The organism is Sphingobacterium sp. UBA5670, assembly GCF_002420705.1.
Lineage (GTDB): Bacteria > Bacteroidota > Bacteroidia > Sphingobacteriales > Sphingobacteriaceae > Sphingobacterium.
Map to the genome: position 1 here is coordinate 115,364 of NZ_DIIM01000010.1, position 15,971 is coordinate 131,334.

The 15,971-nt window shown below is 42.8% G+C and carries 9 protein-coding genes; 4 read left to right on the top strand and 5 right to left on the bottom strand.

Annotated elements, in window-relative coordinates; genetic code table 11:
* Positions 1–77 precede the first annotated feature (77 nt).
* Positions 78–1,361: a Gfo/Idh/MocA family protein gene (locus tag B3C94_RS09420; RefSeq protein ID WP_293902531.1), complete on the top strand. Its 1,284-nt coding sequence runs from the start codon at positions 78–80 to the stop codon at positions 1,359–1,361.
* 250 nt (positions 1,362–1,611) lie between these two features.
* Here the strand turns inward: B3C94_RS09420 and B3C94_RS09425 are convergent, their stop codons facing one another.
* From B3C94_RS09425 to B3C94_RS09445, 5 genes are all read right to left on the bottom strand, one after another.
* Positions 1,612–1,794, bottom strand: a complete 183-nt coding sequence (locus tag B3C94_RS09425; protein ID WP_293902534.1) for a hypothetical protein — start codon at positions 1,792–1,794, stop codon at positions 1,612–1,614.
* A gap of 265 nt (positions 1,795–2,059) precedes the next feature.
* Positions 2,060–2,734, bottom strand: coding sequence for a hypothetical protein (locus B3C94_RS09430; protein ID WP_293902537.1), 675 nt, complete (start codon positions 2,732–2,734; stop codon positions 2,060–2,062).
* Between the two features lie 10 nt (positions 2,735–2,744).
* Entirely contained in the window at positions 2,745–3,422 is a 678-nt protein-coding gene (locus B3C94_RS09435; protein WP_293902540.1) for a hypothetical protein, read from the bottom strand.
* Between the two features lie 2 nt (positions 3,423–3,424).
* Positions 3,425–7,189, bottom strand: a complete 3,765-nt coding sequence (locus B3C94_RS09440) for a DUF6443 domain-containing protein (protein ID WP_293902543.1) — start codon at positions 7,187–7,189, stop codon at positions 3,425–3,427.
* 2 nt (positions 7,190–7,191) lie between these two features.
* The gene (locus B3C94_RS09445) at positions 7,192–11,163 is read right to left on the bottom strand and encodes a PKD domain-containing protein (RefSeq protein ID WP_293902546.1); all 3,972 of its coding nucleotides are present in this window, start codon (positions 11,161–11,163) and stop codon (positions 7,192–7,194) included.
* 241 nt (positions 11,164–11,404) lie between these two features.
* Between B3C94_RS09445 and B3C94_RS09450 the strand changes: the two genes are divergently transcribed.
* The 3 genes from B3C94_RS09450 (at position 11,405) to B3C94_RS09460 (ending at position 15,962) form a co-directional block, all read left to right on the top strand.
* Positions 11,405–12,016, top strand: a complete 612-nt coding sequence (locus B3C94_RS09450; RefSeq protein ID WP_293902549.1) for a hypothetical protein — start codon at positions 11,405–11,407, stop codon at positions 12,014–12,016.
* Positions 12,017–12,169: 153 nt separating this feature from the next.
* Entirely contained in the window at positions 12,170–13,180 is a 1,011-nt protein-coding gene (locus tag B3C94_RS09455) for a LacI family DNA-binding transcriptional regulator (RefSeq protein WP_293902552.1), read from the top strand.
* A gap of 196 nt (positions 13,181–13,376) precedes the next feature.
* Positions 13,377–15,962, top strand: a complete 2,586-nt coding sequence (locus B3C94_RS09460; RefSeq protein ID WP_293902555.1) for an alpha-amylase family glycosyl hydrolase — start codon at positions 13,377–13,379, stop codon at positions 15,960–15,962.
* The last annotated feature ends 9 nt before the right edge of the window (positions 15,963–15,971 follow it).

A 15,971-nucleotide genomic window follows, 5' to 3' on the forward strand; every position in this document is an offset into this window, starting at 1 on the left:
GATACATAAACCATTTTGCCGTCAGGGATTAAATAAATGCCTCTAAGTACGCGCAGAAAATAAATTATAAATTAAGAATGAAAAGAAGAGAATTTATTGCAAAAGGAATTGTATCATCCTTGGCATTTACAATCGTCCCCCGCGCTGTATTGGGTGGAAATGGATTTCTGGCACCAAGTGACCGGATTAATCTCGGTTTTATTGGTGTTGGGAAACAATCCTATACCTTGATGAATGGCCTTAATCGCTGCAAGGAAATTGCAAGTCTGGCTGCCTGTGACGTAGACCGTAATAAGTTAGCAGCATTTATTGCTGCGACAACGAAAAAACAAACGGAATTGTCAAAAGTACAGACCGAGATCAAGGCCTATCACCATTATCGGGAACTATTGGATCGAAAAGATATTGATGCTGTTGTCATTGCAACACCAGATCATTGGCACGCACAGATTGCGGTCGATGCGGCTAAAGCTGGCAAAGATATTTATTGTGAGAAACCCCTTGCATTGACCATTGCCGAAGGCCGTGCAATGGTCGATGCAACCCGAAAATATAAACGTGTATTTCAGACGGGCAGCATGCAGCGTTCTTCCTACAATTTTAGGCAGGCTGCAGAATTGGTCCTCAATGGTTATATCGGTAAGATCAAGGAGATCAACGTGTCAGTTGGTGAACCGGTCAAACAATGTGATCTTCCTTCCATGCCTGCTCCAGATTATCTAGATTGGGACATGTGGGTAGGTCCATCGCCTTACCGTGGCTACAATCCGATTTTAAGTCCACCCATCGAAGATGATAAATGGGCCTGGTGGCGAGGTTACCGTGATTTCGGTGGTGGTTATATTACGGATTGGGGAGCACATATGTTTGACATCGTCCAATGGGCACTGGGTATGGATGAATCTGGCCCGGTAGCGTTCAACCCGCCTAAAGCCGCTAATAGCAATAGTGGGCTCTCCTTTAGCTATGCCAATGGTGTTCGGGTAAACCATGTGCAATGGGGGGTACATAATGCGATACAGTTTATAGGTGAAAAAGGCAAAATTGAAGTGAGCCGGGAATTTATCCGTTCGAATCCCGAAAATTTGGCCGATCTTAAACTGACCTCTTCTGATCGTCGTCTCTATTACAGCGACAACCATTACCAGGATTGGGTCGACGCCATAAAAAAGAGAAGTAAACCAATTTGCGATGTAGAGGTAGGCCATCGGACGAGCTCTGTATGCAATGCGATTAATATTGCGTATGAACTTCAAAAAGATTTAAAATGGAATCCACAGAAAGAACAGTTTGACAATGAATACGCCAATCTCCTGCGCAGTCGTCCTTATCGCGGGGAATGGGATTTTAGAAAATTTTAGTCTTTAAGACTAGTTTTCGATACAGGCCTGACAAGATTTTTTGTTAGGCCTGTTTGTTTACTGATCAGTCATTCTACAACTAGGTAGATCTGTATTACCCTGTCTTGGGCAGTAAAATCTGCTAAGCACCTTTTCACAATTTTTTGATCAAATAGCGGGGAAAGATTCGTACCTGATTCGTATCTTATTCGGATGCGATACAGATATGGTACAGCTATTGACCAGCTATTGACCAGACCCTGAACAGGAATTACTTGGTCAACTTTCGATCAATAGCTGTAGCAAGATTCTCCACAGCCGAAGGTGATACTAACACAATACGAAGACAACCCGAATACAGTATTAGTGCTATAGACACAAAACGCCATGTAAAACACTCTTCGAAATTGGCATTAAACTTTTTAAAGACGTCCAAAGCCTGTTCATTAAGCATAAATGGGTAAGTAATAAAGAACGATGAAAAATCAAGAAAATCATTCAGCTTTGCTTTTTTGTAAAGAGAGGCTGTGCATCCCTCAATATCAAAATCTGGTACAAATTTGTTCCTTTCCCAATAATCTATTCCAGAGAAAAAGATTGCTAGCTTTTCTGTAATTGGATTGTCCTTATCTTATTCAACCTGTCCCAAGCCGGTTGTCACGCCCTTAATTTCTGGATCTGATACAATTTTCACAGAATAGTAATTCATGATATCTCAGTTAAGCAATAATAATCTGTGGATCCTTATCCTCATAAATTTTTACACCTGTCAATCCTAAATTTTCTATGGCATCCTTTAGTCTCTTGGAAACGTACATCCCTCCGATCCGACCCCAAAAAAAATCTAAAGAAGTATCAAATTTGGAATTTAAAACCAGCTTTTCAACCTTTGCATTCTCGGGATAGGTTCTAAACTCCTCATCATTATTGAAATTTATATGTTTTCTTTCATACAATCCTTTTTTTATATAGAATATCGATTTCTCAAAATCAACTATATCATATTGCAATTTGGGACAGCAAAAGAGCTCATATTTTTCCTGCAGTTGTTGCCCTTTATTAAACAGAGTTACTGGATAAGTGTAATATTTCTGTATATTGAACTTTTCAAATACGTCCAAAGTCTGTTCACTAAGCATAAAAGGACAAGTATATAAGAACGGAGAAAAATCAAGAAAATCAGTCAACTTTGCTTTCTTGTAAAGAGAGGCTTTACAACCCTCAATTTCAAAATCTGGAACATATTTATTCCTTACCCAATAATCTATTCCTGAGAAAAAGGTTGCTAGCTTGTCTGTAATCGGATTGTCCTTATCTAATTCAACCTGGCCTAATCCGGTTGTCACGCCCTTAATTTCCGGGTCGGATACGATATTTAGTTGATAATAATTCATGAAACCTCAGTTAAGCAATAACAATCCGCGGTTCCTTATCCTCATAAATTTTTACACCTGTCAATCCTAAATTTTCTATGGCATTCTTTAATCCCTCGGAAACATACATTCCGCCAATCCTGCCACAGAAAAAATCTAAAGAAGTATCAAAATTAGGATTTAGAACAAGTTCTTCAGCTCGTATATTTCCACTATGCTTTCTGTACTCCTCATTATCGTTTACATTCAGATAAGTTTTCTCGTACAGCCCCTTTGGTTTATAGAATATTGATTTTTCAAAATCAACTATATCATATTGTAATAGAGGACAGCAAAAGAGCTCATATTTTTCCTGTAGTGGTTTACCTTTGTCAAATAGAGTTACTGGATAAGTGTAATATTTCTGTATATTAAACTTTAAAAATACCTTTACAGCTCTTTCGCTCAACATAAAAGGACAAGTAAACAAGAACGGTGAAAAATCAAGAAAATCAGTCAGCTTTGCTTTCTTGTAAAGAGAGGCTGTACAACCCTCAATTTCAAAATCTGGAATATATTTATTTCTTGTCCAGTAATCGATTCCAGAGAAAAAGGTTGCTAGCTTTTCTGTAATCGGATTGTCCTTATCTAATTCAACCTGGCCTAATCCGGTTGTCACGCCCTTTATTTCCGGGTCTGATACAATACTCAGTTGATAATAATTCATCATTTCTATTTTAAAGCTTTATAATAGTCATTCATGCGTTCAAATTGGTTTCCAAAATAGATATCATTGATTTCCATTCTTAGTGTTTTCTGTAAATTTTCTATACTTGGTAAATTTAAGTTCCCATCCTTTATCAACTCATTAATTCCATCTCTAACTCTATCAGAATAAGCAGGATGGTTTCCGTGAAACGGCGCCGGCAATTTTTTTAAATTCGCTCCAGCATCAAGAGAAAAATTGATGCTGCTTAAGACTTTTTCGAAGTCCCTGTATACAGCTCTTGGTATCAGGTGATGCTTTTGGAATCCTGTAACAAATCGCTTAGCGAGCTTTCCTCCTGTTGCAGCCATCCCTGCTAAAGGCACCATGGCTGCAGCACTGAGTGCCGCATTGGTATAGTCACCACGTCCCAAATAGATCAATGCATTTATGCCATCGGCAACTTCTCCAAACCCGGGAACTAAACCAGCGATATCTAACCCTGTCTGTATCCCATCTAAAATGCTGCCATTGTTTCCCTCTCCAGATTGCGTTTTGACCCTTTTACTCTCTCCCACATAAATTGTCTGGAAGGATCCTGCTATTCTATTCGGATCTTTTCCTCCATCATCTTTAAAAAATCCCCCAACGGTAATGTAACCACCGTTGGGCGAAGAGATAACTCTATTGGGATTCGAACTATTATACCGTCTCGCAGCCTGACCATAACTACTTGCCCAACCAGAATATAGTCCCCAAGTGTTATTTTCCTCCATTCTACCGGCGGCAAAATAAAAAGCCGCTTCGGATGAACTGAATTCTGCTACGTCCCAACCATTCTTGGCCGGTGTAATGTATGCACCGTTACCGGCAGTGAATGACATAACATAGTTCCAGAATTCTCCATAAGGTCCCGTTATCCCGCCACCGCTTCCTGGCGCTGCTTTCAATCCCAATGGGTCATTGAACATCATAGGATTATTGTAGGCATAATGGTACGTACCATAACCCGCACTGCTCAACGCCAATGGATCCGGACTTAAGAAACGCCCCAGGGCCGGATCGTACATCCGGTGGTCTGTCCGGTAAAGATCAGGCAGATTGCTGAAAGCATTCTCCCATTCGGACCCGCCATTGTACAAGTTCCGGTTTGCCCCGCTCGGTATTACTGTGCCCGGAAACTGTAGCCCGAAAGGATAATAGCTATTTTCCTGACGGACGACCGCCACCCCCGACTGCTCTTCAAAGCTGACCCGTACATTGCCCTGATGATCTTTGAGCATATACTCCGGCTTCAATACCCCGCCGACGTTACGCACTCTTCCTTCAACCATGCTAAAATACGAAATTGCTCCGTTTTCATATACAAATCCGCCAATATAATCCAGGGTTTTAACCAATGTCCCGCCGTCGTAATGCCTGGCTCGCAAAAGGGTTCCACTTGCCGTATAGGTATAATCAACGTATCTGTTTGTAGCCGTCGTAATGGTCGTTTTTGCTGTGAGCCCCAATACATTGTAAGCAAAGGAAAGTCCTTTCTTTGGATCAGCTGCAATTGCTCCCACAGCATCATAGCTATAAGCGGTCGTACTTCCTGTCAGGTTGCGAAAACCATAGGTACCCAGGCTGCCCGTTGTACCTTCGGAGACATTGGTCATTTTATCCCCCGTATAACTGTAACTGATATCGTCAATCGTTGTATTGACACCCGAAATTAACGCTGTACGCTGCAGGGTCATCAGGTTTCCGTTGGCATCATAGGTAAGTCCTTTTTCGTCGAAGCTCCCGGTATTGCCCCAGGCTGTTGCTCCCAACCGGTCCTTGTATTGTGCCGACTTCATGCGGTCCTGAAGGTCATAAATCATCAGATAGGATTTCTCCCTGGGGTTATTGTCCGAAGCCGTTTTTGCCCTCCATTTCACGGCCGAAATGCGTCCGCTATAAAATGCGGTGTTGCCCAAAGATGCATCCACTTTATCATAGAGGAGTTCCATACCGAACAGGTCATTGCTATCATCGTTGTTTTCCCCGGTCCCCAGATTGCTGCTATTGATGCTCAGCAGCTGTCCGCGGATATTGTAACGGTAATCCACCGATTGCAGAAAAGTTGACCCGCTATTGGTACTATGCAGCTTCTTATCGACCAGTTGTCCCATTTCGTTATAGCTGTAGCTTGCGATACGGATATTTGCTCCATTATTATATTTCTCGTCGACACTGAGAAAGCGGCCGGCATGGTCATACTGATAGCTGTCGTCTATAGTAACTGTACTCAACGTTCCGGCAGATGGAACTTTCCGCACGGTTCGCTGGCGCAGTATTTTGCCTGTAAAATCGGCCACCTTTGTCTCACTGTCCTCCAATGCCGTATTCAGATGGTTGTTTCTTCTTGTTTGGATAACATCTCCCGTTTTATTATAGAAACAAACAGAGGTAAGCCAGATATCGGCGAGTCCATCACCTACGCTCCGCTGCCGAACGACGGTCAGTCTACCCTGGCTGTAGGATGTTGCAGCCATCTCGTCCTGTAAGCCCTGCGGTGCATAGCTGTGATCAGCCGTACCGTTGCGGTCCAGGTCATAATCGTCAAAATAGACGTAGCTCAGTGGCTCTATGGCTGTCGTGGGAAACACAAGATTACTATAATACCCTGTCGCTGCCGTATTTATCCTTTTTTCAGACCTATTTACGGCATAACTCAATCCCTGTACATAGCTCTGCATCGTAGCTCTTGTGGTATACACTGTATTGGTATACATACCCTGGCTTACCGCAACATTACGGGTATCGTATTTGATATAATACCACTTATTGGATGCCCGTATGCGGGCATCCTGAACGAGCACAACCCGGTCAAGTGGGTCGTAGATATAATAAATGTCACCTGTTGCAGGCTCCCGTTTTTCTATGACCTGCCCCTTGTTGTTATACCGGTAGCTATAGATCTGGTCGATTATAGGGGATTGTGTAAGGGTCCAGTTACCCGACTGGCGCATGGCTGTAACAGCTTTCGGCGGAACAACATATCGCGCCTGTCCAAGATCATCGTATACGTAATAGGTATCCAGCCAGTTTTCCAGCTGTCCCTCTACAGTTTCATTGATATAGGAACGGCGCAGTACCGTATTACCTGCACGGTCGGTAAATAACTGTGACTTTTGTCCGTCGGCAGTCTGTGTTTCCGCCACACGAAGTGCTCCCGGAGCAAAATTGGCCGCGGCGGTGCCGTCAGCATTCCAGCGCCGTACGGCATCCGCAGTGGTATTGCTCCGATAAGCATAGGTGCTGCTGTGCTGCCCCGGCTGGAACCCTTCGCCCGTTGTCCCCATTTCCAGCAAACGGGACAGGGGACTTTTCTCAAACAGCCTTGAGGTATAAGGTTTTCCGTCATTGGCAATTTTCTGCCCGGATGTTGCATAAAAGCTCTGCTGTTCAGCAGCTGCATTAGAGCGGTATTCACCGGTAGCCGAACTGGCCTGAAAGGGCAGAAACTCTTTTTCCTGCCTGCCCTGCCTGTCATAACTGATCGTCTGTACAATGTCCTTGCCCATTGGGCTGGCCTGGCGCTGTACGATCTGGATGGGCCTGCCGAATCCGTCCAGGTAGCTCCGGGTGCTCATACGTTTGGTATAGTCCAGCGCTAGGACATCATCCATTGTCTTTACTCCACTTACCGTAATGATATCCTGCTGAACAAAATTTTGGGACAGTCCCTGACCTTTTGCTTCTTGTACATATAGGTAGGAAAGGCAGACTCCTATTAGATATAAGATGATATTTTTTGTGTTCATAACTATTCGATCTCTATAAGTTCACAATCCTGAAGTTTTACGCTGAAATCAATTCTCGGTTGGGTTGTTAGATCCACATTAAATTGATAAATACCCGAAGCAACTCCCCTACAGAGCTCCAATGAGCCATAACTGCACCGTACGCTCTTAAATCCCTGAGGACTATAGGCTGGATGATATCCTCCTAAAGTATAAACTTGGACAGTATAAGCCCCGGGAGGAACCGAAATATTGGCATTCCAGTTATACCATAGCTCATTTTTTGAAAAAGATCGATATAAATTGGTCCCCTTATAAAATTTAACCTCAGTAATTTCGCCTCCGGACATCTCTCCAATGTGTGCTTCGACGCTTGCAGTACTGTCATAAGGCGTCACCACAATCGGTTTGGATGCCGTATATGTGCCATAGAGTGCAGATACCTGCTGCAAGGTGACCACAAAATTTCCATTAGTAGTGTACATATGCTGAACATCATCGCTGCTTGTTGTAACCGGAGCTGTGCCATCCCCGAAATTCCAGATGTACTTGCTTCCTTCCTTATTGCGCAATAAACCATAACTCGAAAAATTGATCTGCTTATTGCTTGCTATTCCATCATGGTGAATATATAGCACACTATCAATTAGATCATTTTTATTAACATAGCTATTGGCCACCAAGATATTATGGTCAGCATCTAGGGTTCGCCTTAACCGGCCATAACCATCGTATTCATAAAACTCCGTCACGCCATTCAGCGTAGACTGCGAAGTTGAAATACCTAGATCATAATCTAAAGTATTGACGGTTATAGCAGTCTGCTCCGGAAAGAAATAAATATCATCTATAGCCAGATTCTGGGAGGTCTGCAGTTTTGCGACAAAATCTCCCGAAATTGAAGCAACAGAAATATACTGTTGATAAAATTTCCATTCGCTTCCACTTGCCAAAAAAGGTACCTGGATACTCTGGCTGGAAACACCATTCACAAAAAGCTGCAGTGTGATATTACCAGCATTAGGAGCTTTTGCCCAAAAAGAGAGTAAATAACGGTCTGTACCCGCTTTTTTTGAAACGGTTCTGCTGAACACCGTTCCCGTTGGAAGATTCAGGGAACGCTGACCGGTTCGGCCGTCATTTTCATTCCATGAATATGTGGACACTGTAGCATCGGGTTTGAATCCATTTTCGTAGTCCGTTGTCAGATCCTCAAAGGTATTTATGGACAGTTCTCTGACGGCAACTCCAACAGCACGGACATAGGGGAGGTGGCCGGTATACAATATTGTCTGATTATTTCCCAGGTTATCATCTGATGTTAGCAATTTCCCGTTTAGACCGTAGGCTGTATAATTGGTCGTGATCCAGTAGCGTGAATCGGAACTGAAATTTCCGCCCTGTACTGTAGACTGCTGAAAATCTGTTATTCCGTCGGCATTCTGGAAAATTAGCTGCTGTGCTGGCTTCTGATAGGTTACCCCCTGCCAGGTAAATGTATTGAATCTGGTCAGCTGCGCTGATATCGTTTTCACAGTACCGCTGCGTTCCAGGGTACGCCATGTCTCGATGGGAATATTGATCCCACGATCCTGCAGCTGTTTCATCGCTGTAGCAGTCGCATCGGTGGCTGTGGTCAGGTTGTAGTCTTTCAGAAACTTGCTGTTATTTCTCAAGATTGACCCATCACTGGCTGTGGTGGTCATCTGGGTCGCATAACTGTGCAACGTGCTTCCATACGTATAGTCGATTACCTTGCTTTCCTGTACGGTACCGTCGATATTGAAAAGCTCCTCTTTGCGGCTCTGCACAACTTTATCCTTATTATACAGGACAGGATATTTTGTATAGTAGACAGCATTCCCGATCGTCTCCATTTTAAGGGCATACATTCTGTCGGGTGTCTGCCTGCGCACATAGGTATTTGTACTCTCTTTGACTTTCTGCCCGTTCTGGTTGTAGGATGTTTCGGAAATTAACTGGCCGCGTTCAAAACTAAAATCCATATTCGGGGCAAAGGGATAGGTATTACGGTCTGCAGCTACGAGGCCAACCGTAGCACAGCCAGTTCTTGCAAGATAGGACCAATTGGGAGTCCAGTCAGGAGCTGAACTCACATCAAAATGCATAGCTGGCCGGCTAAAACGATACAACGTACTCCCCAGGTCGGGTGAACTCTGCTTGACCGTAGCATAGAGGATATTGTCAGGTTCTGCCGAAAGGTCTTCATCGGATCTGATAATAGATGCTTTCCATTGCTGTTCGGTTGTACCGCCTCCCGTAGAGGACTGCATAAAGGCAAACTGGGGCAGGGCTATAGGAGCTCCGCTGGATTTGCCGGTCGCAGGATCAGTATAGTCATAGGTTCGTATCCCATCATTGGTGGTTAAGCCGTCTTTATCTGTAATCTGCTTGACCCTTACACCGCCACCGATAACATCTACACCTGCCTGGGCGTCATAAAATTGCTGGGGTTCATAGGTGATCTCCGAAGTGCCGCCATTTTCATATGTAACGCTACGGAGCATGCCATTTTTCACCCGGTTAATATCTGTTGACCGGGTATTTCCAGATAGCGTGTATGGGTAAGTGCTGGTGAGCCCAGAAGGCAAATAGGTACGGATCCGGTCGTGGGCTGAACTCGAAGGGTTGAGATAGACCTGTGGGTTCAGGGTGGAAGCAGAACTGCTGTTGTAATAACCCCATGCGTCCAGCTGAGTACTGGCAGAGTCCGGCAGATCGATTTTATAGTCAAGAACGCTCAATTTTGTTAATCCATAATAGTCAAACTTGGTATTTATTGTTTTTCCGTGGGTAGAACCTATGACCTGATCGAGAAAATACCGGCGGTATCTGGATTCGCTGGTATTCGCCGTGGCCTCAGAATAGCTGAAACTCAAGCGCCAGATTATTTTCCAGAAACTTGCCGGCGGATCTATGGGAATAAGTTCCGATTCATAAGAGTTCAGAGTAAGGTCACTTATGACGTAAGTGCGCGTATATTCGTTGAACTTGTAGGATATTTTAAGCTGCTGGGCTCCTAGATTATCGGGCCTTCCTGAATAATTTACCTCCGTGAGCAATACCGGCGTATAATTATCCTCAATCCTGTACTGTTTCGTCTTTGTATTGGAATCCCCTATATAAAAGGCGACATCCCTTCCCATATAAATCCGGCCTAACTCGCTATAGCCAAAGGACACATCATTACCATTATTATCCGTTATTTTGCTCAGATACCAGTTGCCATTATAACCGATTGTATTTTTGTAAAGATCATACTGTCGTTTCTGGTAGAGGATACCGGAGAGATTGGGTCTTGTTGCCTGACGAACAAAACGCTCCGTCACATTGAATTCATAGATGAGCCCCTGATCCGTCTTCACAACGATACTCTGGATACCAAAGCCCGCACCGGACAAAGTATAACTCACTTTCAGGTCGGATTTGTCGGTAGATACCAATTGATTTCCTCTAAAGACTAAAGTAGCAGAAAGACCTGGCGCATTGAGATGAAAAACATCCGGTTCCATATCCCATAGGGATGAAAAATTTGTCTGGAGATAGGTTAAATCTGTGGTTTCATCGGGACAGGTTGTTTTGTTATTGTCATTGGCGATAGTGAAAGCTGCAATCTTAGCTTCGTTTCCATTATATAGCCAACCAGCACGTCTATCTGCTCCTGTACCTTGATCGATCTCATCAGGGAGATCACGGAGCTCTCTGGATATTGAGCCACCGATGGATACATTCCAGTTCATCCCCGCATTTCCCTCTGAGGCTTTCACCTTAACTCCATTCCCGTAATAGGAGAGATTGATCGGGATCTGGATATCACCCCGCTGGATTAAATAGAGCGGAATATTCATCTGGGCACCACCTGTTAAAGGGAATACATCGACGCGTTGGCCATAGCTTTTGCCAGGAAAAATTGTGGCAATCACTCCCGCAAACAACAAACTGAAAAACCAGTTCACTTTAATATTGGAATACATAGAAAAATAGGATTTTCTCGGTTAATAAATTATAATTTGGCTGTTATAAAAGCTATGTTAAATATAAGAAACTGATTTTGAATTTTCAAAATCTTATTACTAATTGTCAATATTGTTGTAAATTTAGTTTCATTATTCATTTAATAGGCATAATTCACTTAATTGACACACTGTGTTGTTTATAATTGGGCAAGTGAATGTTGTTGTAAAGAAAAACGATTTTAAAAATAACGATAAACCGATGCTTGTAAATGCAATTAAAACAAGGAGAAGAAAATTGGAGGATACATCCATTCAAGGAAATACAATAATACTAAGAGAAAGCCGGATACATATTGCTTACCCTCCTGACTGGCAATGTTTAGACCCAAGCATTTTTGAAGAGTTCAAGCTTTTGATTTTTTCAGATGTTTTTTTAGCATTGGAACAATGGGAAAAGCGAAAGGTTTGGAAGGCTATTTACGCTCCGCAGTTTATTTTGCAAAATTCGAAGAATGGAATTAATTCATTTGCTGTTTGTTACATCTTTGATAAAGTTGCATTGACCGGCTCATCAAACTTATCACTAAGAAGTTTAGTTAAGATGGAGCAGATGTGGAGTGGCCATCTCCTTAAATTTGTAGATTCTCTAAGAACGAATCCAAAATCTATCATAATTAATTCCTATTTGGCATGTGTATCCGGTAATAGGTCATTTGCGATCAATAATCGTAATCAACAAAATATCCGCATTTTGATGGTGGAATTTGATCATCTAATATTGACATTTTATCTGATTGAGCCAATTCTCCCTGAGGGGATGGAGAGCTCGGTTCAAGAATTGATCAATATGATATCTGTGGGACAATGCTAGAATTTAAGATTGTATTTTGTAGGCTAATAGAAAAACCTATAACCCGCTGATTTAAAACAAAGGGAACAAAAAGAAAATTTGCTATTCTGGAGAGATAATTGCTTTATTTGTATCCAACAATTATTATAGACAAAAAGCAAAGGGAATTTCGATATGTCGCAATTAACAATAGTAGATCTGGCCAAAAAATTAGGCTTGTCAAAATCGACCGTTTCCCGTGCATTTCGGGATAATGAGGATATTAATCCGGCTACCAAAGCTCGGATTTTGGCTATGGCCGAAGAAATAGGTTTTTCTCCCAATGTCTATGCCAGTAGCCTAAAAGCGAATAAAAGTCTGACCATTGCGATTATTATTCCCGAATTTGGCAATAAGTTTTTCTCCCAAGCAATCAAAGGTATCGAGGCTGTGGCACGCTCCAAAGGCTATCATACCTTGATCTATGTGACGGATCATCAGGTACAAAACGAAGCTTCCATCGTACGATCGCTGGCCAACGGGCGCGTGGATGGGGTGATTATTTCGGCTTCCGGTGAAGGAAAGGACCATTCCCATTTGCAACTTTTGGCAGAACGCGGCATCCCGGTTATGTTTTTTGACCGTTCATATGACGACTGGCAAGGTGGTTATGTCACGGGTAATGACTTTGATTCTGCTTACCTGGCAACCAAACACCTGATCGATAATGCCTGTAAACGGATCGCTTATCTTGCGATCAATCCGAATGTCTCCATCGGTAAGGTGCGTAAAGATGGCTACGAAAAGGCGTTGCAGGAAGTGGGGATTCCGATCAGGCCAGCGCTTATTTTAGATACGGTCAATGATGCCGAACAAAATATGCTTGATATTGCTGCTTTGATCGAAAAAGAAAAACCTGATGCCATATTTGCTTCGGTTGAGCGGCTAGCTATCTCCAGCATACGTGTTGCCAAGCAGCTTGCTATCCGTATTCCTGAAGATCTCAAAATCATTTGTTTTTCTTGCTTGGATATTGCCGATCTAATCGATCCAGCACTGAGCGTAGTGAAACAACCGGCCTATGAAATGGGGGAATTGGTAACAAAATACCTGTTGGATAAGATGGATGATCCGGATAACAGTAAGATTGCTAATTCGGTTTATCTTGATTCTCAGCTTATTTTTCAAAAATCTAGCCTCAAATAAGTAAAAAAATATTTGGTTTTTGTCTATCCATTATTTAGCTTTGGTTACTTTCGGGAACATTCCCGGAAGTATTTAAATAATCAATTTGTATAAAATTATTGGATAGGGAAAACTGAAAAATCGCAACAGGCGATTTCTTTTTACCTTGATTTCGGGAACGTTCCCATTGTCAGGATCCAACCAAAACTAATTATCGATGGGGAAGCATATCTCTCGTTTAATAGGGTGTCTCTGGATGTTCGTCCTATTATCATCATGTGCGAATAAGAAAGATATCGTGGATACCGAGCAACCACCTGTTACCGAACTGCAGGCAACCGGTTTGGTGAATCTTTCTGCCCCTTTTATCTATTGGGATAAGGAAATTACCCTGCAATTTGATCTTTCAAAAGGGAATGCTGCTCTTAAAGGCAGTTCTGCTGATCTTTATTTGCATACAGGATTAGTACCGAAAGCTGGTGGTAGTTGGCAGCATGTCGTGACAGATTGGTCAAAGAATGAAAATGCCTATAAGTTAAAGCTTGTTTCAGCAGGTCTATATACTTTTACATTTACGCCATCTACATTCTTTAATCTGAGTAATGGGGATCAATTTGATCAGATGGCACTTTTAGTGCGCAATGGTGATGGATCGCTGGTCCAACGAAATAAAAATAATTCAGATTTATTTCTGCCTTTCGTGGCGAGTAACATGCAAGCGATTCGCTTTGTATCTCCTGTCATGCAACCCACAGACCCTATTGCAGCCGAAGATAAGTTTGTAGTTGGTCAGGCCCTGAAGCTTGAAGTTAGGGCAAGCCAGTCAGGAAAGATCAGTATCTGGGACAATGGTTTATTGCTAGCGGAGGCCGCAAATGCAGTATCTTTAGAAAAACCGGCCAGCTTACAAAGCAACGGCTTGCATGAGCTTGAAGCTCGTCTCGAATCCGGAGGCAAGATATATTCCAGTAAAGCACAGTTATTTGTCGAATCAAAACCTATAATTGCCGCACTTCCGACAGGCATCAATTCGAACGGAACAACAATAAACAGAGAAAAAGGTGAAGTAAGCTTTGCGCTGACTGCTCCCTTCAAAAACAGTGTCTACCTTTTGGGCGATTTCAATGGCTATAAAGCGTCGCCAGCCTACGCTATGAGCCAAACGCCTGATGGCAAAACCTGGTGGGTCACCGTATCGCTGCTGGATTTCTCTAAAAAATATACGTATCAGTTTTTGGTGGACGGTCAATTGCATGTCGCTGACCCTTATGCTGAATTGATTCTCGATCCACAAAATGATGCGGTGCTCGGGCTGACCACTGCGGCTATGCCTGCTTATCCTGCTGCTGCACAGGGCATAGTCGGGGTATTGGATCTCCCTGCCAAGGGGTATTCATGGAAAACAACCTCGTTTACAAAACCTGTACAAGGTGATCTGGTCATTTATGAGCTCTTAGTCCGTGATTTTGTCAAACAGCATCAGTATACCACGTTAAGAGATTCTTTGCCCTATTTAAAAAGGCTGGGAGTTAATGCAGTCGAGCTAATGCCTGTACAAGAATCGGAAGGGAATTCGACCTGGGGATATAATCCTTCTTTTCATCGTGCGCTGGATAAATATTATGGCTTGAAAAATGACTTGAAAGCCTATGTTGATGCCTGTCACGAGAATGGTATTGCCGTTATTTTGGACGTTGTTTTTAATCACGCATTCGGTCAGTCGCCGCTTGTGCAACTTTATTTTGAACAGGGCAATGTTGCTGGCAATAGTCCTTGGTTTAATACGGTTGCCAAGCATCCATTTAATGTTGGATTCGACTTTAATCATGAAAGCAGTTATACGCAGACTTTTGTTAAAGATGTGCTGACCTATTGGATGCAGGAATACAAAATTGATGGTTTCCGATTTGATCTATCCAAAGGTTTTACGCAGAAAAATTCAGGCACTTCTGAAAATGACCTGAGTGCCTGGAATGCTTATGATGCTTCCCGTGTGGCAATTTTAAAACAATACCAGCAGCATATCCGCAGCATAGATCCTTCCTGTTATATCATTCTTGAACATCTTGGCGGCGATCAGGAGGAGGCGGAACTTGCGCAATCGGGAATGTTGCTATGGAACAATATGAATGCGGTCTTCAACGAAGCGACGATGGGGTGGAATGCCAATAATGGATCGGATCTCGGACGATTATTTGCTTCAAATCATGGAATGGCGCAGCCTTCTTTTGTGTCCTATATGGAAAGCCACGACGAGCAGCGGCTGTTATTCAAGTGCTTGAATTACGGGAATTCATCTGGAAATTATAACATCAAAAATCTGAGCACGGCCTTGAAACGCATGGAACAGGCTGCTGTATTTTTATTGGCTTCGCCGGGACCAAAGATGATTTGGCAATTTGGTGAATATGGCTATGATGTATCTATAGACGACAATGGGCGCACAGGGGAAAAGCCGCTTTTATGGAATTATCTGCAGCAAGAAGATCGCAAAAGACTCTTTGATACATATGCTAAAATTACCCGTTTCAAAACCAAAAATAACATTTTTCAAGACGGGAAAATTGTTGCCTCGGCAATGAAAGAAGCGATTAAATATTTTGTACTGGAAAAGGATGGACAACAAGTAGGGGTACTTGGGAATTTCGGTGTAGAAAGTGCAGAATTGACCCTGCCACAGGCATTACAGGGGATTTGGGTGGATAATTTTACGGGGAATGAGCTCAACTGGTCCAATCAGTCGAAACTGAGCCTTTTACCGGGACAATACCAATTGATAAGCAAAACAAAACTAAATAAATAAACAGTTATT